Below are 22,207 nucleotides of genomic sequence, written 5' to 3'. Positions count from 1 at the left end.
GGGGTCAGCCGTCCGCCAGGACCACCGCCGACTCCGCCGGCACCCTCAGGACCCCGTCCGCCGCCGGCGGGTCGACCGGCTCCCAGGACGCCAGGACCCGGTCCCGGCCGTTGGAGCCGAGCGGGATCACCGCCGGCTCCTTGCCCAGGTTCACCGCCACCCGCAGGTCCCCGCGCCGGAAGACCAGCCAGCGGTCCTCCTCGTCGTACGCGACCTTCACGCCCCCCAGGTCCGGATCCGTCAGGTCCGGCAGGGTGCGGCGCAGCGCGATCAGCTCCCGGTGCCAGGCGAGCAGCCGCTTGTGCGGGTCCTCCTCGCGCTCGGTCCGGTCCAGGACCGAGCGGTCCCGGGTGGCCCGGTCCTGCGGATCGGGCACCTCGTTCTCGTCCCAGCCGTGCTCCGCGAACTCCCGCCGCCTGCCCCGCCGCACGGCCTCCGCGAGCTCCGGGTCGGTGTGGTCGGTGAAGTACTGCCAGGGGGTCGTCGCCCCCCACTCCTCGCCCATGAACAGCATCGGCACCGACGGCCCGGTCAGGACCAGGGCCGCCGCACAGGCCAGCAGGCCGGGGGAGACCGAGGCCGAGAGGCGGTCCCCGAGGGCCCGGTTGCCGATCTGGTCGTGCGTCTGCGCGTACCCGAGGAAGCGGTGGGCGGGGGTCCGCTCCCGGTCCACCGGCCGCCCGTGGTGGCGGCCCCGGAAGCTGGAGTACGTGCCGTCGTGGAAGAAGACGTGCGTGAGCGTCTTGGCGAGCGCCGCGATCGGGGCCCGCGCGAAGTCGGCGTAGTAGCCCTGGGACTCGCCGGTCAGGGCGGTGTGCAGGGCGTGGTGGAAGTCGTCGTTCCACTGGGCGTGGAGCCCGATCCCGCCCAGCGCGCGCGGGGTCGTCGTGCGCGGGTCGCCCATGTCGGACTCGGCGATCAGGAAGTGCTGGCGGCCCTGCTCCCGCGCCAGCTCGTCCACGGCCGCCGACAGCTCCTCCAGGAACGTCAGCGCCCGGGTGTCCGCGAGCGCGTGCACCGCGTCCAGCCGCAGCCCGTCGATCCGGTAGTCCCGCAGCCAGGCCAGCGCGCTCCCCAGGAAGTACGCCCGCACCTCGTCCGAGCCGGGCGCGTCCAGGTTCACCGCCGCGCCCCACGGGGTGTGGTGGGTGTCGGTGAAGTACGGCCCGAAGGCGGGCAGGTAGTTGCCGGAGGGGCCCAGGTGGTTGTGGACCACGTCGAGGACCACGCCCATCCCGAGCCCGTGGGCCGCGTCCACGAACCGCTTCAGCGCCTCGGGACCGCCGTACGGCTCGTGCACCGCCCACGGCGCCACCCCGTCGTACCCCCAGCCCCACGTCCCCGGGAACGGGCACAGCGGCATCAGCTCCACATGGGTGATGCCGAGGCCCGCCAGCTCCCCGAGCCGCCCGGCCGCCGCGTCGAGCGTGCCCTCGGGGGTGAAGGTGCCGACGTGCAGCTCGTAGAGCACGCCGCCGCGCAGCCGCAGCTTCGGGGACTCGTTCCGCCAGGCGTACGCGGAGTGGTCGACGACCGCGCTGCGGCCGTCGGGCCCGTCGGGCAGCCGGCGGGAACGGGGGTCGGGCAGCACGGGGCCGTCGTCCACGGCGAAGCCGTACCGGTCGCCGTCCCCGGCGGGCGCCACGCCGCTCCACCAGCCGTCCCGCTCGGCGTCCCTCTCCAGGGGGTGGCCGGTGCCGTTCAGCTCCAGCGTCACCCGGTCACGGGCGTTCGGCGCCCACACCTCGAAGAGCACGGGAATCCCCTCGTCGTCGTCAACCGGTCGGCCGCGCGATGGTGACGGCCGACCACCGCGACCATCCTGGCAGTCAGGACCCCGGCGTGCCCGGCGCGTCCCACACGTAGGTGATCGCGCGCTCGAACGTGTCGTAGCCCGTACGGGCGAACGCGGCCGCCATCGGCACGTTCCCCAGGTCCGTGGCCGCCCGGATCCGGGGCACGCCGACGGCGGCCAGGATCCGGGTCCCCTCCGCCAGGACGTCGTCGACGTACCCCTGCCCCCGGTGGGCGGGCAGCACACCGATGTACGCGATCGTGTGGTGGTAGTTGTTCCGCGCGGGGACGACGAAGCCGACCGGCTCGCCGGTCTCCGGCAGCGTGGCCACCCGCCACCACTCACGGGGCGAGGAGTAGTGGGCGAACTCCTCGTCGTAGTGCCGCTCCGCCACCTCCCGCGCCGGGAGCCCCGACGCCAGGTCGGCCTGCCCGTGCGCGTCGAGGGTGCCGTCGAGCACCGGGACCATCAGGGAGACCAGGTCCTCGCGGTCCCGTACGGGCCGGAACTCCAGGCGCCCCTCCGGCTCTGGCACGGGGGTGCCGGGCCGCCACTCCAGGCGCAGCCGCTCCACGAGGGGGCGGGCGCCCGAGCGCTCCAGGACGGCGAAGACCGACTCCAGGTACGCCCGGGTCTCCGGGACCTCGCGCCAGTCGCCCGGGACGAACCGCCCGTACTCGGGGCGCGGCGCGCCCGCCGGGACGACCGCCGCCGTCGCCGTCTCCAGGAGCCGCAGGCCGACGTCGGCGCGCTCCCCGGCGGACAGCTCCGGATCCAGGTCGAAGAAGTCGAGCACCTGCGGCTCGGCACCCGCCTTGTGGGTCCACCAGGCGATCCGCCCGACCAGCCGGTCACCGTCCAGGGCCACCCACAGCCACTCCGGGAGGCGGCGACCGGTGACGAGGTCGTCGGCGAGCTCGTGGTCGAGCGAGTACGAGAGCCGGAGGAAGAGCTCCAGCTCCTGCGGTCCTGCGAGCGGGCGTATCACGATCACGTGTGGTTTTCCCCTGGGGAGTCCGGTGACGAGGCGGGGGTGACCGTAGCAGTGATCTTGGGGGAGGGGGTATGGGGTTTTCTGGGGGGTGCCGGGGATGGCGGGGCACCGGGGGCGGCGGGCCACTGGGGGTGGCGAGGTCACCGGGGTGGCTGGGTAGGCGGAGCCACCAGGGCCACCAGCGGTGGCGGGAAGGCAAGGCGGTGGGGTCAATAGGGGGAGCGGGGTCGGTGGGCCGCCGGAGTCACCGGGGTGGTCGGGTCACCGGGGTGGCAGGGGCGGCGGGCTCACCGGGGCCAACGGGCCCACCGGGGTGGCGGGATCGGCAGGGTCGTCGGGGATACCGGGGTGGCAGGCCCACCAGGGCCACTGGGGGTGGCGAGACCACCGGGGCGGCAGGGCCACCAGGGGCGGCGGGGTCACTGGGGGATAGCGGAGGCGGTGGAGCCACCAGGGCCACCGGGCCCACTGAGCCCACCAGGGCCACCGGAACCGCCGGGCCGACCGGGACCACCGGGACCACCGGGACCACCAGTGCAGCGGTATCGGTCGCGGTGCGGGGCCGCCGGGGCAGGCCCAAGCCAGGGGGCCGGTGGGGGCCTTCGTAGGGTCCTTCTGGACACTTCGGGCCCGTCGGGCCGACAATCTCGGGTGTGACGACCCCTTTCGAGCTTCCGGCGAACTCCCCTCGGCTGACCGACGCCGAGCGGGACCGCGCGCTGGTGCTGCTCCGTGAGGGCGCCGCCCAGGGACGCCTCTCGCACGACACCTTCGTCTTCCGGATGGAGCGCGCGCTCCAGGCCCGCCGGCCGGACGAACTCGACCTGCTCGTCGCCGACCTGAGGAGCGAGGGGACCTGGACCCGCCGCGCGGTGGGCGTCGTGGAGCGGATGTCCGCGTTCACGGCGAAGCTCGGACGCGCCTGGCACGCGGAGCGGCTGCCGAAGCTGCTGCTCCCGCACCCCGGCCCGCACCCGCTGCGGATAGGCCGCGATCCGGTGAACGGGCTGCGGCTCAGCCACGAGACCGCCTCCCGGCTGCACGCCGAACTCTCCCTCCAGGGCGGGCTGTGGGTGCTGCGCGACCTCGGCTCGACGAACGGCACCACCGTCAACGGACGCCGGGTCACCGGCGCGGTGGTGGTGCGGCCCGGCGACGTGGTCGGCTTCGGCCAGATGGCGTTCCGCCTCTCCCACCACTGAGCCCGGCCCCCCCGAGCAGGCTTCACCCGTTCGGCGGTGCGTGATGGGCGGCCGGAGCCCCCGGATGGTGGGCTGGAGCGGACGCGGGCCACGTTCTCCGGCCGCGGCACCCACCGCCGACCGCAGGGGGCGTGATGACCGCCGAACCGACCCGAGGCATACGCGACGACCGGCCGGAAGAGCCCGGCGGGGCCTGGACCCGGCTGCCGGCCATGAACCCGGCCACCCCCTCCGCCGCCACCCCCTCGGAGGCGGACCCGGGCCGCGCCGCCTCCCCCGTACGGACCGGACGGGGCGCCGCGCCCCTCCCCGGCCGCGTGCGCACCGCGCCCGGACCGGCCTCCGGCGGGTCCGGCGGCACCGGCGGGCGGACCGTCGCGCCGAGCCCCCTCGACCCCGGCGCCTCGCAGGACCCGCACGGCATCCACCGCAGGCTCCGCGAGGAGTTCCCGCTGACGTACGACCCGCTGCTGCGGGCCTGGGTCCTCAGCCGGTACGCGGACGTGGCCACGGCCCTCACCGACGGCCGCTTCACCCACGGCCACCGGCCCGGCGACCCGCCGTGCGTCCGCGCCCACGTGGACGTCGACACGGCCGCGCTGCGGGCCGTCACCGAACGCACCGCGTACGTCCTGGCCCGCCGGATCGCCGACCGGCCCCAGGCCGACCTGGTCGCCGACTTCTGCCACTGGCTGCCCGCCGGAACCGTCGCCGCCGCCGTCGGCGTCCCCTACCGGGACATGATGCGGCTCGTACGGGGCCGGGCGGCCGGGGCCCTCGCCGGGGAGTGCGGCACCCAGATCGCCGTACGGGAGAAGGCGCTCGCTTCCTTCCTCGGCAACGTCCTCTCCGACCCCGACCAGGTCGCCGCCCTCCGCGACGCGCCCGCCGCGCTCGTGGCCCGGGCCTGGACCGAGTCGCTGCGCCGCGACCCGCCCGTGCAGATCGCGGTGCGCCGCACCGCCGCCGAGGTCCCGGTGAGCGGCGGGACCGTCCCGGCGGGCGCGTCCGTCGCGCTGCTCGTCGGCTCGGCGGGCCGGGACCCGGAGCGCTTCCGGGAGCCCGACCGCTTCGACCCGCTCCGCGACGACCCGGGCCAGCTCACCTACGGCCCCGGCTTCTGCCCGGCCGTCCTCCTGGCCGGCATCGAGGCCGAATACGCCCTGCGGGCCCTCTTCGCGGAGATGCCCCGGCTGCGCCTCGCCGACGGCTTCCGCCCCACTCCGGCGGGGCTCATCACCCGCGCCCCGCGCACCCTGATCGTCCGTCCCCGAGGCTGAAACCTCCGCTCCCCGTCGCTGCTAGGGTGTCGTGCGCTCGTCAACCGAGCCGTATTCACTACCACTTTCAACGGGGTTTGAAACATGAAGATGCGTCATGTCCGCGCACTCGCGGTCTTCGGCATAGCGCTCGTCGCCCTGACCGGCGCCCGGGGCTCGGGAGGCGGCGGCTGCGACAGCCACAGCAGCTCCGGCTCCAGCTCCAGCAGCAGCGGCGGCAGCGGCTCCCACCACGACAACGACGACAACGGCACCTCCGGCGGTTCCGTGTCCGGCGGTTCGGGCAGCGCGAACGAGGCCCTGCGCGACATCACCATCGACACGTGCGCCTACGACGCGGCGACCAAGAACCTCACCGCGCGGATCACCGTCAAGAACGACGGCGTGCTCGACTACGACTACGACGTCACGCTGAAGTTCAAGGGCACCTCCGCGACCACGGCGACCGCGACCACCACCGACATCGCGGTCGCGGCGGGCGCCTCCAAGAGCGTCGACGTGACCACCCCGTACGCCGGCACCGGCGACGGCTCCGAGTACACCAAGTGCGAGGTCACGCGGGCCAGCCGCTCCTGACTCCCGGAAGGGGGGCGGAGACGCGGTCGGCGTCCCCGCCCCCCTTCCGTCATCCCGTCTCGTCCGGGATCCGCGCGAGCAGCGCCACCGGCCGCTCCTCGAAGAGCTCCGCCAGCTTCAGCTCCGTCGCCGGGCCGCCGGTGAACTCCCGCACCCCGCCCAGGGCGTCGGCCCACCGGCCCTCCGGCAGCACCAGCTCCGTGTCCTGCCAGCCGCCCGCCTCCGCCAGCCGCAGCGGGAGCCGGGTCACGGCCGTCACCACCTCGCCTCCGCGGGCGAAGGCCAGGCAGTGGCCGGCGGCCGGCCCCTCCGCCGCCAGCGGCGCGTACGCCCCGCCCGGCCCGAAGGCCGCCGGGCGCTCCCGCCGCAGCCGCAGCGCCGCCCGGACCAGGGCCGTCCGGTCGTCGTCCGGACCGGCCGCGAACGGCGCCCGGTTGTCCGGGTCGACCAGCGCCCGGTACTCCCGCTCCGTGTTCTGGTACAGCTCCGGCACCCCCGGCATCGTCAGCTGCGCGAGCAGCGCGCCGAGCGCGTGCGTCCGGATGTGCGGCTCCAGGGCGAAGGCCGCCTCCGAGGCCGCCCGGAGCGGGATCCGGCCGGGCCCGGCCGCCGCGAACTCGGCCACCGCCCGCTCGTACTCCTCGTCCGGCTCGGTCCAGCTGGTCCGCAGCCCGGCCTCCCGCACCGACTTGAGCAGTGCGGGCACCAGCCGGTCCGCGTCCGGCGTGCCGAGGCCGAAGGCCGTCTGCCAGGCCGTCCACGCCAGGTGCTGGTCGGGCGCGGGCACCCCCGCGACCTCCCCGAGCAGCTCCGCCCACACCTCCGGGCACTGGGCGAGGACCGCGATCGCGGCCCGCACGTCCGCGCTCCGCTTGGTGTCGTGAGTGGACAGGACCGTGCCCGTGGCCGGCCAGTCCCGGGCGATCCGCAGGCAGTACGCGTGGAACTCCTCCACCGGCACCGCCGGGCGCCCCGCGTCGCCGCCCACCTCGTTCGCCGAGAGCAGCGGTGTGTACCGGTAGAAGGCCGTGTCCTCCACGGACTTGGCCCGCAGCGCCGAGGAGGTCTGCGCGAACCGGGCCCGGAACGCCCGGTGTTCCGGCCCGTCGCCCCGCAGCCCGAGCGCCAGCTCCCGCACGAGGTCGACCGCCGAGGCCTCCTCCTCCACCGCGAACGCGGCCTTCGCGCCGCGCGCCGCCTCCGGGGTGATCACCTCCTCGCCGCCGGTCCGGTAGGTCCGGTAGACCGGCACCCGGACGAGCAGCTCCCGGACCGCGGTGCGCAGCGCCCAGGGCGCGTGGTCCCGCAGGGCCGGGTCGGCGGCGCAGATCCGCTCCGCGATCCGGGTGAGCGCGGCCGTCTCGGCGGCCAGGTCGTGCCCGACCACCTCGTACGCGGCGCGCCGCTCGGTCGCCTCCCAGCGGCCGCCCCGGTCGGCGGCCTTGCCGACGAACCCCCGGTACAGTTCGGCGAGCGTGTCGGCGCCCACGGGGTCGGTGAAGACCCCGTCGAGCCGCCGCAGCGCGTCGTACCCCGTGGTGCCCGCCACCGGCCAGGCGGCCGGCAGCTCCTCCGTACCGGTGAGGATCTTCTCCACCACCGTCCAGCAGCGCCCGCCGGTCGCCTCCGCCAGGTCCTCCAGATAGCCCTGCGGGTCCGCGAGGCCGTCCGGGTGGTCGATCCGCAGCCCCTCGACGACCCCGTCCGCGACCAGCTCCACGATCTTCGCGTGGGTGGCCTCGAAGACCCCGGGCTCCTCCACCCGCACCCCGATGAGGTCGGAGACGGTGAAGAAGCGCCGGTAGTTCAGCTCGGTGCGGGCGAGCCGCCACCAGCCGAGCCGGTACCACTGGGCGTCGAGCAGCTCGTCGAGCGGCAGCCCCTCCGTGCCGGGGCGCAGCGGGAACTCCTGCCCGTCCAGGCGCAGCACCCCGCCGGAGACCCGCAGCCGGTCCCGCACCTCCGGGAGCCGGGCGGGCAGCACCGGGAGCAGCAGCCGGCCGTCCCCGGCCCGCCAGTCCACGTCGAACCAGCGGGCGTACGGCGAGTCGGGGCCGTCGCGGAGCACGGCGCGCAGCGCGTGGTTGTGGACGGGGGAGGCCGCCATGTGGTTGGGCACCAGGTCCACGACCAGGCCGAGCCCGTGCGCCCGGGCGGTCGCGGCCAGGGCCCGCAGCCCCTCCTCGCCGCCCAGCTCGGCCCGTACGGACCGGTGGTCGGTGACGTCGTAGCCGTGGGTCGAGCCGGGCACCGCCTCCAGGACGGGGGAGAGGTGCAGGTGGGAGACCCCGAGACCGGCCAGGTGCGGCACGGCCCGCTCGGCGGCCGCGAACGGGAAGTCCGGCTGGAGCTGGAGCCGGTAGGTGGCGGTCGGCAGGGAGGCGGGGCGCGAGAGCGGGGAGGGGGCCGGAGAGGAGGTCATGCGAACGTACGTACCCCGCTGGAGGGCTTCTGTGTCATCGCCTCCGCGTCCGCCCGGCCCCACCGCACCGGATTCCCCCGAAAGGATGACGCCGAACGGCCCCGCCGGTCTCCCGGCGGGGCCGTGGCCCGGAGGCGGCGATCAGGCCGGCCGGCGCAGCACCGTCAGGCTGAGCGGCGCGAGCGTCACCCGCTCGCCGCCCGCCAGCTCCGGCCCCTCGTGCGGCGGCATCCCCTGCGGGTCGGAGGTGTCCACGACCATGCGCCAGTAGTGGCCGTGGCTGTCCGGCACCGAGAACTCCAGCTCCCTCGACGAGGCGTTGAACATCAGCAGGAAGGAGTCGTCGGCGATCCGCTCGCCCTGCGTGCCCGGCTCCGAGATCGCGTTCCCGTTCAGGAAGACGGTCAGCGCCTGGGCGTGCGCCGCCTGCCAGTCCCGGGAGGTCATCTCCTCGCCCTCGGGCGTGAACCAGGCGATGTCGGTCAGCTCGTCGTGGGTGCCCTCGACCGGCCGCCCGTGGAAGAAGCGGCGCCGCCGGAAGACGGGGTGCTCGCGGCGCAGCCGCACCATCGCCCGCGTGAAGCGGAGCAGCGTGGCCTCCGCCTCGCTGTTCTCCTTGGGCCACCGCACCCAGGACACCTCGTTGTCCTGGCAGTACGCGTTGTTGTTGCCGCCCTGCGTCCGCCCGAACTCGTCGCCGTGGCTGAGCATCGGCACGCCCTGCGACAGCATCAGGGTGGCGAGGAAGTTGCGCATCTGGCGGGCGCGCAGCTCCGCGATCCCGACGTCCTCGGTCTCGCCCTCGGCACCGCAGTTCCACGAGCGGTTGTGGCTCTCGCCGTCCCGGTTCTCCTCGCCGTTCGCCTCGTTGTGCTTCTCGTTGTACGAGACGAGGTCGCGCAGCGTGAAGCCGTCGTGGCAGGTCACGAAGTTGACCGAGGCCAGCGGCCGCCGCCCGTCGTCCTGGTAGAGGTCGGAGGAGCCGGTGAGCCGGGAGGCGAACTCCGCGAGGGTGCGCGGCTCGCCCCGCCACAGGTCCCGCACGCAGTCCCGGTACTTGCCGTTCCACTCGGTCCACAGCGGCGGGAAGTTCCCCACCTGGTAGCCGCCCTCGCCCACGTCCCACGGCTCGGCGATCAGCTTCACCTGGCTCACCACCGGGTCCTGCTGCACCAGGTCGAAGAAGGACGAGAGCCGGTCCACCTCGTGGAACTGGCGGGCCAGGGTGGCCGCCAGGTCGAAGCGGAAGCCGTCCACGTGCATCTCGGTCACCCAGTACCGCAGGCTGTCCATGATCATCTGGAGCACGTGCGGGGACCGCATGAGCAGCGAGTTCCCGGTGCCGGTCGTGTCGAAGTAGTGCGCGGGCGCGTCGTCCACGAGCCGGTAGTACGAGGGGTTGTCCAGGCCCTTGAAGGAGAGCGTCGGGCCCAGGTGGTTGCCCTCGGCGGTGTGGTTGTAGACCACGTCGAGGATGACCTCGATGCCCGCCTGGTGCAGCGCCCGGACCGCCGACTTGAACTCCAGGACCTGCTGGCCCCGGTCGCCCCAGGACGCGTAGGCGTTGTGCGGGGCGAAGAAGCCGATCGTGTTGTAGCCCCAGTAGTTCGAGAGCCCCGCGTCCGCGAGCCGGTGGTCGTTCACGAACTGGTGGACGGGCATCAGTTCGAGCGCCGTCACCCCCAGCTCCTTCAGGTGCCCGATCACCGACGGGTGCGCCAGGCCCGCGTACGTCCCCCGCAGCTCCTCGGGGAGGTCCGGGTGGAGCATCGTCAGGCCCTTCACGTGGGCCTCGTAGATCACCGTGTGGTGGTACTCGGTGCGCGGGCGCCGGTCGTCGCCCCAGTCGAAGTACGGATTGACCACGACCGAGGCCATCGTGTGCGGGCCCGAGTCGAGGTCGTTGCGCGCGTCCGGCTTCCCGAAGGGGTAGCCGTACACCGCCTCGCCCCACTCGACCCGCCCCGACATCGCGCGCGCGTAGGGGTCGAGCAGCAGCTTCGCCGCGTTGCAGCGCAGCCCGCGCTCCGGTTCGTACGGGCCGTGCACCCGGAACCCGTAGCGCTGTCCGGGCATCACGCCCGGCAGATAGGCGTGCCGCACGAACGCGTCGGTCTCGCGCAGCTCCACCGCCGTCTCCGAGCCGTCGTCGTGGAGCAGACACAGCTCGATCCTGTGGGCGGCCTCCGAGAAGACCGCGAAGTTGGTTCCCGCACCGTCATAGGTGGCGCCCAAGGGGTACGCCTGTCCCGGCCAGACCTGCATGGATACGACTATTCCTCTTCTGTCCGGGTTCTTCTGGATGGTCTTCGGCCAGATCCTGCCCGAAAGAGGGGCCGGCTCCTAGGACTTCGCCCGGTCCTACCGGGTGACCGCCGACCGGGAGGGGGACGGGGGAGGAAATGTGTACGAAATGACATCCCGCCACTCGGGGGAACGGGCAACTCGGGAGACTCCGGACGGACCGCCTCCGGGGTCAACATCGGGTTCCGCCGCGTCGCCCCGGACGGGTCCCCGCGACCGGGGCCGGACCACCGGCCGGACCCCCGCCGCCACCCCGGGGCGCAACCGCTATGAATCCGCTCACTCCACCCGATCTCGCCCCGGGGAACGGGCGCTTCCGCCAGGGCAGTTGAGGAAGGAGCCTGGCGATCCTGCTGCACCGCCTCCCGCTCCCGGAGTACCCTTCCTTGATCGTTGTCGGAGTGGTCGAAACGAGCGTCCAGGAGCAGAAGGCGGTGCGCGGGTGAGCTCGGGAGGTCTGGAGCTGCCCCCAGGGGACGCGGGCCGGGACGGGGGCCCAGCGGGCCCCGCCGGGGCGCCGCCCGGAGCGGCCGCACCGCCGGGGACCGGCGTGCCGCCGGGCGCCGGCGCGCCCCCCGGCACGGTCGCCGTCGCCCGGCCGGTCGAGATAGGGGCCGAGCTGGACTGGGACGCCGAGGCCTGGAGCGAGGTCCGCACCCGGGCCCAGCGCGCCGGCCGCGCCTACATCTGGCTGAATCTCGTCGAACAGCGCCTGCGGGCCGTCGTCGCCGCCGTCCTGCGGCCCGTGTACGAACCCGTCCACGGCGAGGAATGGGTGGTCGCCGCCGCCGGACCGGCCGGCCAGGAGTGGGTGCAGCGCGCGGTCGCCGTGCGCGAGGTCTCGCGGCGCAAGGGCTACCTCCTCGACCCGGCCGACGACAACGTGCTGAGCTTCCTCACCCTCCCGCAGCTGCGCGAGCTGATGGTGCAGCACTGGCCCTGCTTCGAGCCCTACTTCGACGACCGCCGCGAGGTCGAGCTCGCCCTCGACGAGCTGGAGGTCACGCGCAACGTGGTCTCCCGCAACCGGGCCCTCTCCCTGACCGTCCTCGCCCAGTCCGAGCGGGCCTCCGCCCGCATCCTGGAGATCCTCGGCAGCGGGGCCGGGGTCCCGTCCGCCGACCGGCTGCCCGTGGACGCCGTCGAGGACCTCGTCGGCGACCGGTACGCGGACGTGGTGCAGGTCCACCCCGACCGGGTCCGGCTCCAGCGGCAGCTGCCCGCCGAGGACCTCTTCGGCGGGGCCCGCCGCCTCGACGCCACCGGCATAGGCCTCAACCTGCTCGTGCAGAACTTCTCCGGGCGCCGCATGGTGCGCCTCGCCGAGTCCGGCTGCCGGACCCGGCTCCTCTTCCTCAACCCCGCCAGCAGCGCCGTCAAGCGCCGCGAGCGGGAACTCGGCCTCAAGAAGGGCGAACTGAGCCGCTCGGTCGAGATGAACATCCTGCACATGCGCCGGGTCCGCTCCAAGCTCCGCGACCCGGGCGCCTTCCAGATCCACGTCTTCGACGAGACCCCCCGCTTCACCGCCTACCTGGTCGACGGCGACGGCCCCGACGGGGTCGGCGTCGTCCAGTCCTACCTGCGCCGCGCCCGGGGCATGGAGGCCCCGGTCCTGGTGCTGCGCGGCGGCGGCCGGAACGTGGTCCGCCACGACCAGCACGCCCGTGACGGGGACCACGGCCTGTTCGAGACGTACCGTGAGGAGTTCGAATCGGTCTGGCTCGACTCCCGGCCCGTCTCCTGAGCCCCGCGAGGGGCGCCCGAGGCGGTTGTCAGTGTCGCGTGCGAGGCTGGTCAATACCACGGGGGAGATCACGTAAGGAGGACCCGATGGCTTGGCACGGCGAGACGCTGGTCGGCTTCGATCTGGAGACGACCGGCACCGATCCGCTGGAGGCCCGCATCGTGACGGCCTCGATCGTGGAGGTCGAGGGCGGGGGACGCGTCGCACGGCGGCGGGACTGGCTCGCCGACCCGGGAGTCGACATCCCGGAGCAGGCCGCAGCGATCCACGGCATCACCACCGAGCGCGCGACGGCCGAGGGCCGGCCGGTGCGCGAGGTGGCCGACGAGATCGCGAAGACCCTCGCGGAGTACTGGGAGGACGGCGTCCCGGTCGTCGCGTACAACGCCTCGTTCGACCTCACGCTCCTCGCCGCCGAGCTGCGCCGCCACGGACTGCCCCCGATGGAGGAGCGGCTCGGCGGGACCGGCATCGGCCCGGTCGTCGACCCGTACACCATCGACCGCGCCGTCGACCGCTACCGGCGCGGCAAGCGGACCCTGGAGGCGGTCTGCGGCGAGTACGGCGTCGTCCTCGAATCCGCGCACGAGGCCGCGGCCGACGCGCTCGCCGCCGTCCGCGTCGCCGTCGCGATAGCCGAGCGGCACCGGCGGGTGGCCGACCTCGACCCGGCCGAGCTCCACGCGCGCCAGATCGACTGGTACCGCGCCTGGGCCGAGGACTTCCAGGCCTTCCTGCGCCGCAAGGGCGACGCGGAGGCGGTCGTCGACACCGCGTGGCCCCTGCGCGACGCGGTCGTGCCGACCCGCTAGCCGCTTCCCCGGGTCGCTTCTCCTCCGGGTCGGTTCACCTCCGGGCCGGTTCTCCTCGGGTTCAGTTCTCCTTGAGGAAGGAGAGCAGCAGCTCGTTCACCTTCTCCGGCCGGTCGAGCTGGAGCCAGTGGCCCGCGTCCTCGACCCGCTCGTAGCGCCAGGTCCCGGCGACGTGCTCGCCCGTACGGGACATCGAGCGCTCGGTCAGGAAGCGGTCGCCCGTCGACCAGAGGCCCAGCACCGGAACGGGCTCCGGGAGCGGCGGCGCCGACCCGTCCGCGCCGAAGAGGGCCTCCGGCGGCAGCCCCGCCCGGTAGACGTTCAGCGCGGCCGTCAGCGCGCCCGGCGCCCGCAGCGGCTCGATCACGGACTCCGCGTCCGGGTGCTCGGCCAGCATCTCGCGCAGCTGGGCGAAGTCGTCCCCCGCGAGCCAGTCCTCGGCCACCCCGGCGAGCTGGAACAGCAGCATGTACCAGGAGCGCTGCCGCTGCTCCCAGCCCGCGTTCAGGATCGCCGCCAGGTGCCCCACCGACAGCAGGCTCAGGCTCCGCACCCGGTCCGGCACCGTGTGGGTGAGGCCCTGGGCCACGCCCGAGCCCCAGTCGTGGCCGACCAGGTGGAACCGGTCGACGTCCAGCCGGGCGAGGAGTTCGAGCAGGTCGCCGACGTGCTTCGCCGGGTGGTACGCCTCCGGGCCGCCCCCGGGCCGGTCCGACGCGCCGAAGCCCCGCAGGGTGGGGACCACGCACCGGAAGCCCGCCGAGGTCAGGGCCGGGACCTGGTGGCGCCACAGCCGGCGGCTGTCGGGGAAGCCGTGCAGGAGGAGGACGGCCGGACCCTCCCCGCTCGCCTCCACGTCCAGCGTGACGTCCGACAGCTCCACCCGCATCGCAACTCCCTTGTTCCGTCGTCCGGTTCGGCGGGATCATGATGGCAGAGCGGGCGTACCCCGGGCGGGTGCCGGTCAGAACGGGTACCAGCGCACCTCCGGGTCACCGTCCCGCAGCGAGGCCACCCGCCGCTCGAACTCGGCCAGCGCCTTCGGGTTCACGGGTGCGTGCTGCGCCACCCACGCGCAGCTCGCGGTCTCCCGCGCCCCGCGCAGCACCGCGCACCCCTCCCACTCCCGCACGTCCCAGCCGTACGCCTCCGTGAAGGCGTCGTACGCGGCCGGGTCGAGGCCGTACCGGTCCCGGGAGAGGGCCAGGACGACGAGGTCGTGCTCGCGCAGGTCCGAGGAGAAGGTCTCCAGGTCGACCAGGACCGGGCCGTCCGGGCCGACGTGGACGTTCCGGGGCAGGGCGTCCCCGTGGATCGGGCCCGGCGCCAGGCGCGGGGTCAGGGCGGCGGCCGCCGGGGCGAAGGCGTCGCGCCGCTCGCGCAGGAAGGCCGCGTCCACCGGGTCGATCGCGTCCCCCGCGAGCCGCAGCCACCGCTCCACCCCGCCGAGCAGCTCGCGGCGGGGGAGCGCGAAGCCCTCCGGCTCCGGCAGGGCGTGCACCCGCCGGAGCAGCGGGGCGAGGTCCCGGGGCTCCGGCGGCCGGACCGCGTCGGGCAGTCGGTGCCAGAGGGTGACCGGGTGGCCCGCCACCAGCCGGGGCCGCTCCTCCGCCGCCCGCACGGCCGGCACCCCGGCCTCCGCCAGCCAGGCGGCGAGCGCCAGCTCCCGCTCCGCCCGCCCGAGCAGCTCGGCGTCCCGGCCGACCTTCACCACCAGGTCGCCCACGGCGAAGACCGCGTTCTCTCCGAGCGCGAGGAGCCCGGCCTCCCCGGCCGGCAACCCCGCCCCGTCCAGGACCTCCCGCGCCCGCGCCTCGTCCATCGACCTCTCCCTCACCCGACCTGTGCGTTCGCGTCGAAGTCTCGCATCCACCGGGGCACCCGCCCGCTATCGGCTCAAATGAACGGTTCGCGGACGGCCCGTCATTACGAAACCTTGCTGAAAAAGTCACAGTAGGGTGAAGGCCCTTCTCCCGCCCTCCTCCATCGGACAGTGTTCGAACCGGCCACCGTGCCGCCCCCCACGAGGCGCGGTGGCCCCTTCGCGCCGGGACCGCGGCGGAGGGCCGTAGGTTGGGGCCATGACGCAGACATACGCGGTGCTGCTCCGGGGGATCAACGTGGGCGGGCACCGGAAGGTCCCCATGGCGGAGCTCCGTTCCCTCCTCGAAGGCCTCGGCCACGGGAACGTCCGCACCCACCTCCAGAGCGGGAACGCCGTCCTCACCACCGGCACCGGCGCCTCGGAGGACGAACTCAGGGCCGCGATCGAAGGGGCGATCGAGGACCGGTTCGGGTTCCGCGTGGACTGCCTCGTCCGCGACGGCGCCTATCTCGCCGCCGTCGCGGAGGCCTGCCCGTTCCCCACGGCCGGGATCGACGGCAAACAGCTGCACGCCTTCTACTTCTCGGGCCCGCCCGACCCGGAGCGCTTCGCCGCGATCGACCGGGCGGCCTACCGCCCGGAGGCCTTCGCCCTCGGCGACCGGGTCCTCTACCTCTACGTCCCCGAGGGCCTCGGCGGGTCCAAGCTGGGCGACGCCGTCTCCCGGCCGTCCCTCTCCAAGGGGCTCGTGGTCACCGCCCGCAACTGGAACACGGTCCTCAAGCTGGTGGAGATGACCCGGGAGGGCTGACGGGTGAATGGCCCGCCGGAACGACCTCGAAATGGCCCAGGGAGGCGGGCCGTCCGCCGCCTAGGTTCGGTCCCATGACCACCACCCGCACCGCCGTCGACTTCTACTTCGACCCCGTCTGCCCCTTCGCCTGGATCACCTCCCGCTGGATCCTGGAGGTCGAGCGCCACCGGGACGTCGACCTCCGCTTCAGGGTCATGAGCCTGTACCTCCACAACGAGGGCAACGAACTGCCCGGCTGGTACCGGGAGCTCGTCGACGCCTCCCTCGGCCCCGTGCGCGTGGCCGTGGCCGCCGCCGAAGCGCACGGCGAGGAGGTCCTGCGCCCGCTCTACACGGCGTACGGGACCCGCATCCACGAGGGAAAGCGGAAGGACTTCGGCGCGGTGATCACCGAGTCGCTCGCCGAACTCGGCCTCCCGGCCGGACTCGCCGCCGCCGCGCACGACCCGGCGCACGACGCGGCGGTCCGCCGCAGCCACGACGCGGGCCGGGACCCCGACGCCGGGGCGTACGTCGGCACCCCGACGCTCCACGTCGACGGCACCGCCTGGTTCGGCCCGGTCCTGCGCGCCGTCCCGCGCGGCGAGCGGGCGGCCGAACTCTACGACGCCTTCCGCGTCCTGGCCGCCCACCCGGACCTCTTCGAACTCAAGCGCACCCGCACCGGGGGCCTCGACTTCGGGTGACCCGGCCCCGGCGTCAGCCCTTGGTCAGGGTGCAGGTGTACGGGGCGGCCCCCGAGCCGCTGTAGGCCTCCACGTCGACGTAGTAGGTGCCCGTCCCGGAGGCGGTCCGGGTGAAGGTGAGGGACTCGTCGGCCCCGGCGCCGTCGGTGACGGAGCGCTCCAGGGTGCCGCCGGACGAGTCCAGCCAGTACACGTCGGCGTCGTAGGCGGTGGGGACGGCGCAGTTCAGGGTGGCGGTCTTCCCCGAGGCGAGGGTGACCTTGAAGTAGTCGCGGTCGCTGGTGGACTTCATGCCGCCGGTGATCGAGCCGGGGGACGCCAGGGCCGTGGCGTCGTCGGCCGTGGTCCGGGTGTCGTTGGGCTCGCTCTCGGCGAGGCCGCCGCCCCCGCCGCCCTGGCCGCCGCAGTCCGTCACGGGCGTGCCGTCGTAGAGGTCGGCGTCCGGGGTGCCGTTGGTGACGCCGCGCAGGTAGTAGCCGCAGGTGGGGCGGTTCTTGAAGTCGAAGGTCGCGCCGGGGGCGAGGCGCCAGATCTTGAAGCCGGAGTACGTCAGCCGCTTGCCCGCGACGGCCTGTTCGGGCTGGTGGTCGGCGAGGACGACATAGGCGTCCTTGCCGTACTGGGTGGCCTTGCCGTCGCGGTCCAGGAACAGCGAGCCGCCGCCCTCCTCGACCCCGACGCCCCAGGCGGCCCCGCCCGGGGTGAGGCCGTCCTTCACCGCGCGGGCCAGGAAGGCCATGGTGCGGCCCATCCGGTCGCGGGTGACGAAGTGGGAGTCGTTGATCACGCCGCCGTAGTGCGCCCACTGGAACATGCCGGTGGTGAAGCTGATGTAGCTGTCGTAGGGGTTGGCGAGTGCCTCGGCGCTGGTGACGCTGCCGTTGCACGCGTCGTAGACGACGGGGCTGTTGATGTGGTGGCCGGCGCTGCCGCCGCCGGAGCCGCCGCCCTTGGCGACGACGGACTCGACCGAGGCCTCCAGGGCGGTGCCCTTCCAGGCCGCGTACCTGCACTGGTCGCCGCCCGCGAAGTAGACGAACTCGGCGTTGCGGACGTCGGTGTTGACCTGGCCGTTGTTCCCGTCGGCGGCGGCGGTGAGCGTCCACGTCGTACAGGAGTTGACGCCGGTCAGGCCCATGACGGTGTCGCACTCGGGGGTCTTGCTCCCCGAGGTGGGGGCCGATCCGGCCAGGACGACGACGTCGATGCTGCCGGAGCCGCCGCGGATCTCGTCCACGGCGCGTGACATCGAGGCGGCCACGACGCCGCCGGCGCCGTTCATCGTGAACGCGGGCCCGTTCCAGGAACTCCTGCTCACGTCCGAGGCGCTGCCCAGCCGGATCCTGTCGGCGGCCGCGTGGGCGGGCTGGTGCACCGTCAGTGCCGCGGTCACCGCCAGCAGGGCGGCGGCGACCGGCGTCGTTCTGCGGAGGGGGCGTGACGTCATCTGCGCTCCAGGGGGGGCGAGGAGGGAGGCTCTGCGAGTTGGTAGCGGAACATACAAGTCATCGATCCGGACGGGAAGATGTACGAGCCTTTTTCGTGCGCGACTCGTTCCTCCACGGCTGAATCGCCGTACAAATCCGCGCTAAAGGGGCGAAGAGTGGTTCCCAAGTCCGCGTTACGCGAACGTAACGCGAAGTACATCTAGTCAGATTCGGAGGGGATCTGTAATTTCCCTGGTGTGGTCGGCGGCCGGATTCCGCCGGCGAAGAATCCCCCGAGAGGCTCCACCCGATGAACGCTCGTTCCGCACGCCGCGCGGCCGCCGCCGTCGCCGCGGCCACCGCGCTCGTGTCCCTCTCCGCCTGCGGAGACCCCGACCCCGCCCCCGTCGCGAACGGCAGGGTCTCGGTCGCCGGGGTGGAGATCGCGAAGGACCAGGCCCTGCACGACATGCTGCCGGAGCAGATCAGGAAGGCCGGCAAGGTCCGGGTCGCCACCGACGTCCCCTACCCGCCCTTCGAGATGTACGTGAAGGAGGGCGAGACCGCCCTGACCGGCCTGGACTACGACCTGGGCCAGGCGCTCGGCGGCAAGCTCGGCGTGACCTTCGCCTTCGCCCCGCAGAAGTTCGACGGCATCGTCCCGGCCATCCAGGCGGGCAGGTTCGACGCCGCCATGTCGGCCATGACCGACAACAAGGAGCGCCAGCAGGTCGTCGACTTCGTCGACTACTCGCAGTCCGGCTCGGGCATCCTCGTCGGCGACGGCAACCCCTCCGGAATCAGGACCCTGGACGACCTGTGCGGCCGGAAGGTCGCCGTCCAGGCCGCCACCAACCAGCTCGACCTGCTCAAGTCCCACCAGGACGCCTGCGCGAAGGCGGGCAGGGGGAAGATCGACGTCCAGACCTTCCCGAAGGACTCCGACGCGCAGCTCGCCCTGCGCTCCGGCAAGGTCGTCGCCCAGGTGCTGACCAAGCCCGCCGCCGGCTGGGTCGCCAAGACCGCCGACGCCGGCAAGGCCTTCGACCTGGTCGAGGATCCGGCGGCACCCGGCGGTTACCAGGCCTCGCCCAACGGCATCGCGATCAGCAAGCAGCTGCCCGAGCTGACGGACGCGGTCCAGAAGGCGCTCCAGGCCCTCATCGACGACGGCACCCTCACCAAGATCTACGACAAGTACGGCGTCGCGTCGATCGCGGTGAAGGCGGCCACGAAGAACGCGGCGGTGGACTAGAGATGGCCACCACCAAGGCCTCCGCCGGGACTCCCGGAGCCGGTACCCCCGGAACCACCGGGCCCTCCGGAACCACCGGTACCCCCGGAACCGCCGGGACCTCCCGGGCTCCTGGAACCCCCGGACCCGCCGGCCCCGTACGGGAACTGGAGATCGTCCCCGTCCGCCACTACGGACGCTGGATCGCCGCCGTCGCCTCGATCCTCGCCCTGGTCGGGCTGATCGGATCACTGGCGAAGAACGACAACCTGCGCTGGGACGTCGTCGGGAAGTACCTCTTCGCCGACCTCGTCTTCGACGGCCTGGTCACCACCCTGTGGCTGACCGTCGCCGCCATGCTCCTCGGCCTGGCCCTCGGCACCCTCGTCGCCGTGATGAGGCTGTCCACCAGCCCCGTCCTGTACGGCCTGGCCGGCGCCTTCGTCTGGGTCTTCCGCGGCACCCCGCTGCTCGTACAGATCATCTTCTGGGGCTACGCGGCCGCCCTCTACAAGTACGTGAAGATCGGCGTCCCCTTCACCGACGTCACCTTCTTCCAGGCCGAGACCAACAGCCTGCTGACCCCCGCGATCGCGGCCCTGCTCGCCCTCGGCCTCAACGAGGCGGCCTACGCCTCGGAGATCGTCCGCGCCGGCATCCAGTCCGTCGACCCCGGCCAGACCGAGGCCGCCCACTCGCTCGGCATGAGGCCCGCGCTCACGATGCGCCGGATCGTCCTGCCCCAGGCCATGCGCGTCATCATCCCGCCGATGGGCAACGAGACCATCAACATGCTCAAGATGACCGCCCTGGTCTCGGTCATCTCCGCCCACGACCTGATGTCCAACATCCAGGACGTGTACGCCCAGAACTACCAGGTCATCCCCATGCTGGTCGTCGCCAGCCTCTGGTACCTGGCCCTCGTGACCCTCCTGAGCGTCCCCCAGGCCTGGCTGGAGCGGCGCTACGGGCGCGGCACCGCGCGGGCCGGACACGTCTCGCCGTTCCGCCGCCTCCTCGGCGGAACCGTGGAGCGGCTCGGCAGGAACAGCAAGGAGCAGAACCGATGAGCACTCCCATGGTGCGCGCCGAAGGCGTCCGCAAGCACTTCGGAAGGCTGGAGGTGCTCAAGGGCATCGACCTCACGGTCGACCGGGGCCAGGTCTGCTGCCTGCTCGGCCCCTCCGGCTCCGGCAAGTCCACCTTCCTGCGCTGCATCAACCACCTGGAGAAGGTCGACGGCGGAAGGCTCGCCGTCGACGGCGAGCTCGTCGGGTACCGGCAGCACGGGGACAGGCTCCACGAGCTGCGCGAGCGCGAGGTCGCCGCCCGCCGCCGGGACATCGGCATGGTCTTCCAGCGCTTCAACCTCTTCCCGCACATGACGGCCCTCGACAACGTCGCCGAAGCGCCCGTCAGGGTCGCCGGGGTGCCGAAGGCGGAGGCCCGCGAACAGGCCGGGGAACTGCTCGGCCGGGTCGGTCTGGGCGACCGCGCCCGCCACTACCCCGCCCAGCTGTCCGGCGGGCAGCAGCAGCGCGTCGCCATCGCCCGCGCGCTCGCCATGAAGCCCAAGCTGATGCTCTTCGACGAGCCGACCTCCGCCCTGGACCCCGAGCTCGTCGGCGACGTCCTCGACGTCATGCGGCAGCTCGCCGCCGACGGCATGACCATGGTCGTCGTCACCCACGAGATCGGCTTCGCGCGGGAGGCGGGCGACACCGCCGTCTTCATGGACGAGGGCGTCGTCGTCGAGGCCGGCGACCCCCGCCGGGTCCTCGTCGAGCCGGAGCAGGAGCGCACCCGCGCCTTCCTGTCCAAGGTCCTGTGAGCGCCCCGACCCGCCGGCGGGAGCCGGCCGCCGAACTCCTCGGCGCGGCCCGCGCCCACCGGGCCCGGTATCTGCGCGACCTGGAGGCCCTCGTCTCCATCGACTCCGGTTCCTACAACGCCGAGGGCGTCGACGAGGTCGCCGACTGGGTGCAGCGCCGTCTGGAGGACCTCGGCTTCGACGTCGAGCGCGTCCGCTTCGCCCCGGTGGACGGCCGCCGCTCCGGCGACGCCCTGGTCGGCCGCAAGCGGGGTCGCCTCCCCGAGGCCGAGGGCGGACGCAGGATCGTCCTCGCCGGCCACATGGACACCGTGTTCGAGGACGGCACCGCCGCCGCGCGCCCCTTCCGCGTCGACGGGAGCATCGCCTCCGGGCCCGGGGTCAGCGACGACAAGGGGGGCCTGCTCGCGGGCCTCACCGCCCTGGGCCTCCTCGAAGAGCACGGCGAGGACGCGTACGACGAGCTGGTCTTCCTCGCCACCCCCGACGAGGAGATCGGCTCGCCGGCCAGCCGCGATCTCATCGAACGCACCGCCCGGGGCGCGCACTACGGCCTCGGCCTCGAATGCGCCCGCGAGAACGGCGACCTCGTCATCGCCCGCAAGGGCGTCGCCGACTTCCTCCTCACCGTCACCGGCCGGGCGGCCCACGCCGGCATCGAACCCGAGCGCGGCGCCAACGCCGCCCTCGCCGCCGCGCACCTGACCGTCTCCCTCCAGGCCCTCAACGGACGCTGGGACGACGTCACCGTCAACGTCGGCGTCGTCCGCGCGGGCACCCGCGCCAACATCGTCTGCCCGGAGGCCGAACTGCGCGTCGAGGTCCGCGCCGCCACCACGGACGGCGTACGGAGCGCGGAGCGGGCCATCCGGGAGGCCGCCGGCCACCCCGCGGTGCCCGGCACCGGCGTCACCGTCGAACGGCTCGACCTCTGCCCGCCCATGGAGGACACCCCCGCCTCGCGCCGCATGTTCGACAAGGCGCGGCGGGCGGCCCGGTCGGTCGGCGTGGAACTCGGCGCCACGGCCACCGGCGGGGTCGGCGACGCCAATCTGATCGCCGGGGCGGGCGTGCCGGTCCTCGACGGCCTCGGCCCCGTCGGGGGCGCCGACCACACCCCGGGGGAGTGGCTCGACGTCTCCAGCGTCCCCCATCGCGTCGCCGTACTCGCGGCCCTCGTCGTCTCCCTGGGCGACGCCGCGCACGACTGAACCGTCCCCCACCCCGTAAGGGCCCCCGCGTCCGTCCCGGCGGGCCC

18 protein-coding genes are annotated in these 22,207 nt (G+C 73.7%); 11 read left to right on the top strand and 7 right to left on the bottom strand.

The features are described from left to right. Positions 1-4: 4 nt before the first annotated feature. Both treZ and ACIQD7_RS03790 read right to left on the bottom strand, forming a co-directional pair. Positions 5-1,756, bottom strand: a complete 1,752-nt coding sequence (gene treZ / locus ACIQD7_RS03795) for a malto-oligosyltrehalose trehalohydrolase (protein WP_121832628.1) — start codon at positions 1,754-1,756, stop codon at positions 5-7. 73 nt (positions 1,757-1,829) lie between these two features. Beyond that, positions 1,830-2,786 carry a GNAT family N-acetyltransferase gene (locus ACIQD7_RS03790; RefSeq protein WP_402439708.1) on the bottom strand — a complete coding sequence of 319 codons (957 nt, stop codon included), beginning with the start codon at positions 2,784-2,786 and terminating at the stop codon, positions 1,830-1,832. A 656-nt stretch (positions 2,787-3,442) separates the two neighbouring features. On the opposite strand from ACIQD7_RS03790, the gene ACIQD7_RS03785 reads away from it, so the two are divergent. The 3 genes from ACIQD7_RS03785 to ACIQD7_RS03775 all read left to right on the top strand — a co-directional run bounded on the left by ACIQD7_RS03785 (position 3,443) and on the right by ACIQD7_RS03775 (position 5,847). Beyond that, on the top strand, positions 3,443-3,991 hold the full coding sequence (locus tag ACIQD7_RS03785) for a DUF1707 and FHA domain-containing protein (RefSeq protein WP_121832629.1): 549 nt from the start codon (positions 3,443-3,445) through the stop codon (positions 3,989-3,991). Between the two features lie 134 nt (positions 3,992-4,125). Continuing rightward, positions 4,126-5,271 (top strand): cytochrome P450, encoded by a 1,146-nt coding sequence (locus tag ACIQD7_RS03780; protein ID WP_391058216.1) that lies wholly within the window; start codon positions 4,126-4,128, stop codon positions 5,269-5,271. Between the two features lie 84 nt (positions 5,272-5,355). Beyond that, on the top strand, positions 5,356-5,847 hold the full coding sequence (locus ACIQD7_RS03775; RefSeq protein WP_399760394.1) for a hypothetical protein: 492 nt from the start codon (positions 5,356-5,358) through the stop codon (positions 5,845-5,847). Positions 5,848-5,896: 49 nt separating this feature from the next. Here ACIQD7_RS03775 and treY read toward each other — a convergent pair whose 3' ends face one another. Continuing rightward, positions 5,897-8,269: a malto-oligosyltrehalose synthase gene (gene treY, locus ACIQD7_RS03770; protein ID WP_402439089.1), complete on the bottom strand. Its 2,373-nt coding sequence runs from the start codon at positions 8,267-8,269 to the stop codon at positions 5,897-5,899. Positions 8,270-8,410: 141 nt separating this feature from the next. Beyond that, positions 8,411-10,534, bottom strand: coding sequence for a glycogen debranching protein GlgX (gene glgX, locus ACIQD7_RS03765; RefSeq protein ID WP_121832631.1), 2,124 nt, complete (start codon positions 10,532-10,534; stop codon positions 8,411-8,413). Between the two features lie 589 nt (positions 10,535-11,123). Between glgX and ACIQD7_RS03760 the strand changes: the two genes are divergently transcribed. Next, entirely contained in the window at positions 11,124-12,320 is a 1,197-nt protein-coding gene (locus ACIQD7_RS03760; protein WP_053641949.1) for an SAV2148 family HEPN domain-containing protein, read from the top strand. A gap of 86 nt (positions 12,321-12,406) precedes the next feature. After that, a complete protein-coding gene (locus ACIQD7_RS03755) occupies positions 12,407-13,132 on the top strand; it encodes a 3'-5' exonuclease (protein ID WP_402439087.1) in 726 nt (241 codons plus the stop codon). 61 nt (positions 13,133-13,193) lie between these two features. Here ACIQD7_RS03755 and ACIQD7_RS03750 read toward each other — a convergent pair whose 3' ends face one another. Continuing rightward, a complete protein-coding gene (locus ACIQD7_RS03750; protein WP_402439085.1) occupies positions 13,194-14,021 on the bottom strand; it encodes an alpha/beta fold hydrolase in 828 nt (275 codons plus the stop codon). 75 nt (positions 14,022-14,096) lie between these two features. Then, positions 14,097-14,954, bottom strand: a complete 858-nt coding sequence (locus ACIQD7_RS03745) for a phosphotransferase (protein WP_402439083.1) — start codon at positions 14,952-14,954, stop codon at positions 14,097-14,099. 259 nt (positions 14,955-15,213) lie between these two features. On the opposite strand from ACIQD7_RS03745, the gene ACIQD7_RS03740 reads away from it, so the two are divergent. Further along, positions 15,214-15,768 carry a DUF1697 domain-containing protein gene (locus ACIQD7_RS03740; protein ID WP_402439081.1) on the top strand — a complete coding sequence of 185 codons (555 nt, stop codon included), beginning with the start codon at positions 15,214-15,216 and terminating at the stop codon, positions 15,766-15,768. A gap of 74 nt (positions 15,769-15,842) precedes the next feature. Next, positions 15,843-16,457, top strand: a complete 615-nt coding sequence (locus ACIQD7_RS03735) for a DsbA family protein (RefSeq protein WP_402439079.1) — start codon at positions 15,843-15,845, stop codon at positions 16,455-16,457. A gap of 13 nt (positions 16,458-16,470) precedes the next feature. Here ACIQD7_RS03735 and ACIQD7_RS03730 read toward each other — a convergent pair whose 3' ends face one another. After that, positions 16,471-17,904 carry a pre-peptidase C-terminal domain-containing protein gene (locus tag ACIQD7_RS03730; protein ID WP_402439077.1) on the bottom strand — a complete coding sequence of 478 codons (1,434 nt, stop codon included), beginning with the start codon at positions 17,902-17,904 and terminating at the stop codon, positions 16,471-16,473. 290 nt (positions 17,905-18,194) lie between these two features. Here ACIQD7_RS03730 and ACIQD7_RS03725 point away from each other — a divergent pair, with 290 nt between their 5' ends. Genes ACIQD7_RS03725 through ACIQD7_RS03710 form a run of 4 tightly spaced genes read left to right on the top strand, consistent with a single transcriptional unit; the run spans position 18,195 to position 22,160 of the window. Further along, the gene (locus tag ACIQD7_RS03725; protein WP_161371351.1) at positions 18,195-19,139 is read left to right on the top strand and encodes an ABC transporter substrate-binding protein; all 945 of its coding nucleotides are present in this window, start codon (positions 18,195-18,197) and stop codon (positions 19,137-19,139) included. Positions 19,140-19,141: 2 nt separating this feature from the next. Then, positions 19,142-20,188 carry an amino acid ABC transporter permease gene (locus ACIQD7_RS03720; RefSeq protein WP_402439074.1) on the top strand — a complete coding sequence of 349 codons (1,047 nt, stop codon included), beginning with the start codon at positions 19,142-19,144 and terminating at the stop codon, positions 20,186-20,188. 8 nt (positions 20,189-20,196) lie between these two features. Next, complete coding sequence (locus ACIQD7_RS03715) at positions 20,197-20,949, top strand: ATP-binding cassette domain-containing protein (RefSeq protein WP_391166603.1); 753 nt, start codon at positions 20,197-20,199, stop codon at positions 20,947-20,949. Next, complete coding sequence (locus tag ACIQD7_RS03710; RefSeq protein ID WP_402439072.1) at positions 20,946-22,160, top strand: M20 family metallopeptidase; 1,215 nt, start codon at positions 20,946-20,948, stop codon at positions 22,158-22,160. Before ACIQD7_RS03715 ends, ACIQD7_RS03710 begins: the two co-directional genes overlap by 4 nt. The last annotated feature ends 47 nt before the right edge of the window (positions 22,161-22,207 follow it).

This window comes from Streptomyces sp. NPDC093071 (genome assembly GCF_044754545.1).
Taxonomy (GTDB): Bacteria; Actinomycetota; Actinomycetes; order Streptomycetales; family Streptomycetaceae; genus Streptomyces.
Note: the sequence above shows the minus strand (reverse complement) of the source record. Positions and strands in the feature narration are given on the sequence as shown.

Coding starts and splice junctions, on each gene's coding strand:
- ACIQD7_RS03780 (WP_391058216.1), top strand. CDS start 4,126: ATGACCGCCGAACCGACCCGAGGCATACGCGACGACCGGCCGGAAGAG.
- ACIQD7_RS03735 (WP_402439079.1), top strand. CDS start 15,843: ATGACCACCACCCGCACCGCCGTCGACTTCTACTTCGACCCCGTCTGC.
- ACIQD7_RS03725 (WP_161371351.1), top strand. CDS start 18,195: ATGAACGCTCGTTCCGCACGCCGCGCGGCCGCCGCCGTCGCCGCGGCC.
- ACIQD7_RS03750 (WP_402439085.1), bottom strand. CDS start 14,021: ATGCGGGTGGAGCTGTCGGACGTCACGCTGGACGTGGAGGCGAGCGGG.
- ACIQD7_RS03720 (WP_402439074.1), top strand. CDS start 19,142: ATGGCCACCACCAAGGCCTCCGCCGGGACTCCCGGAGCCGGTACCCCC.
- ACIQD7_RS03755 (WP_402439087.1), top strand. CDS start 12,407: ATGGCTTGGCACGGCGAGACGCTGGTCGGCTTCGATCTGGAGACGACC.
- treY (WP_402439089.1), bottom strand. CDS start 8,269: ATGACCTCCTCTCCGGCCCCCTCCCCGCTCTCGCGCCCCGCCTCCCTG.
- ACIQD7_RS03740 (WP_402439081.1), top strand. CDS start 15,214: ATGACGCAGACATACGCGGTGCTGCTCCGGGGGATCAACGTGGGCGGG.
- ACIQD7_RS03715 (WP_391166603.1), top strand. CDS start 20,197: ATGGTGCGCGCCGAAGGCGTCCGCAAGCACTTCGGAAGGCTGGAGGTG.
- ACIQD7_RS03775 (WP_399760394.1), top strand. CDS start 5,356: ATGAAGATGCGTCATGTCCGCGCACTCGCGGTCTTCGGCATAGCGCTC.
- ACIQD7_RS03745 (WP_402439083.1), bottom strand. CDS start 14,954: ATGGACGAGGCGCGGGCGCGGGAGGTCCTGGACGGGGCGGGGTTGCCG.
- ACIQD7_RS03730 (WP_402439077.1), bottom strand. CDS start 17,904: ATGACGTCACGCCCCCTCCGCAGAACGACGCCGGTCGCCGCCGCCCTG.
- glgX (WP_121832631.1), bottom strand. CDS start 10,534: ATGCAGGTCTGGCCGGGACAGGCGTACCCCTTGGGCGCCACCTATGAC.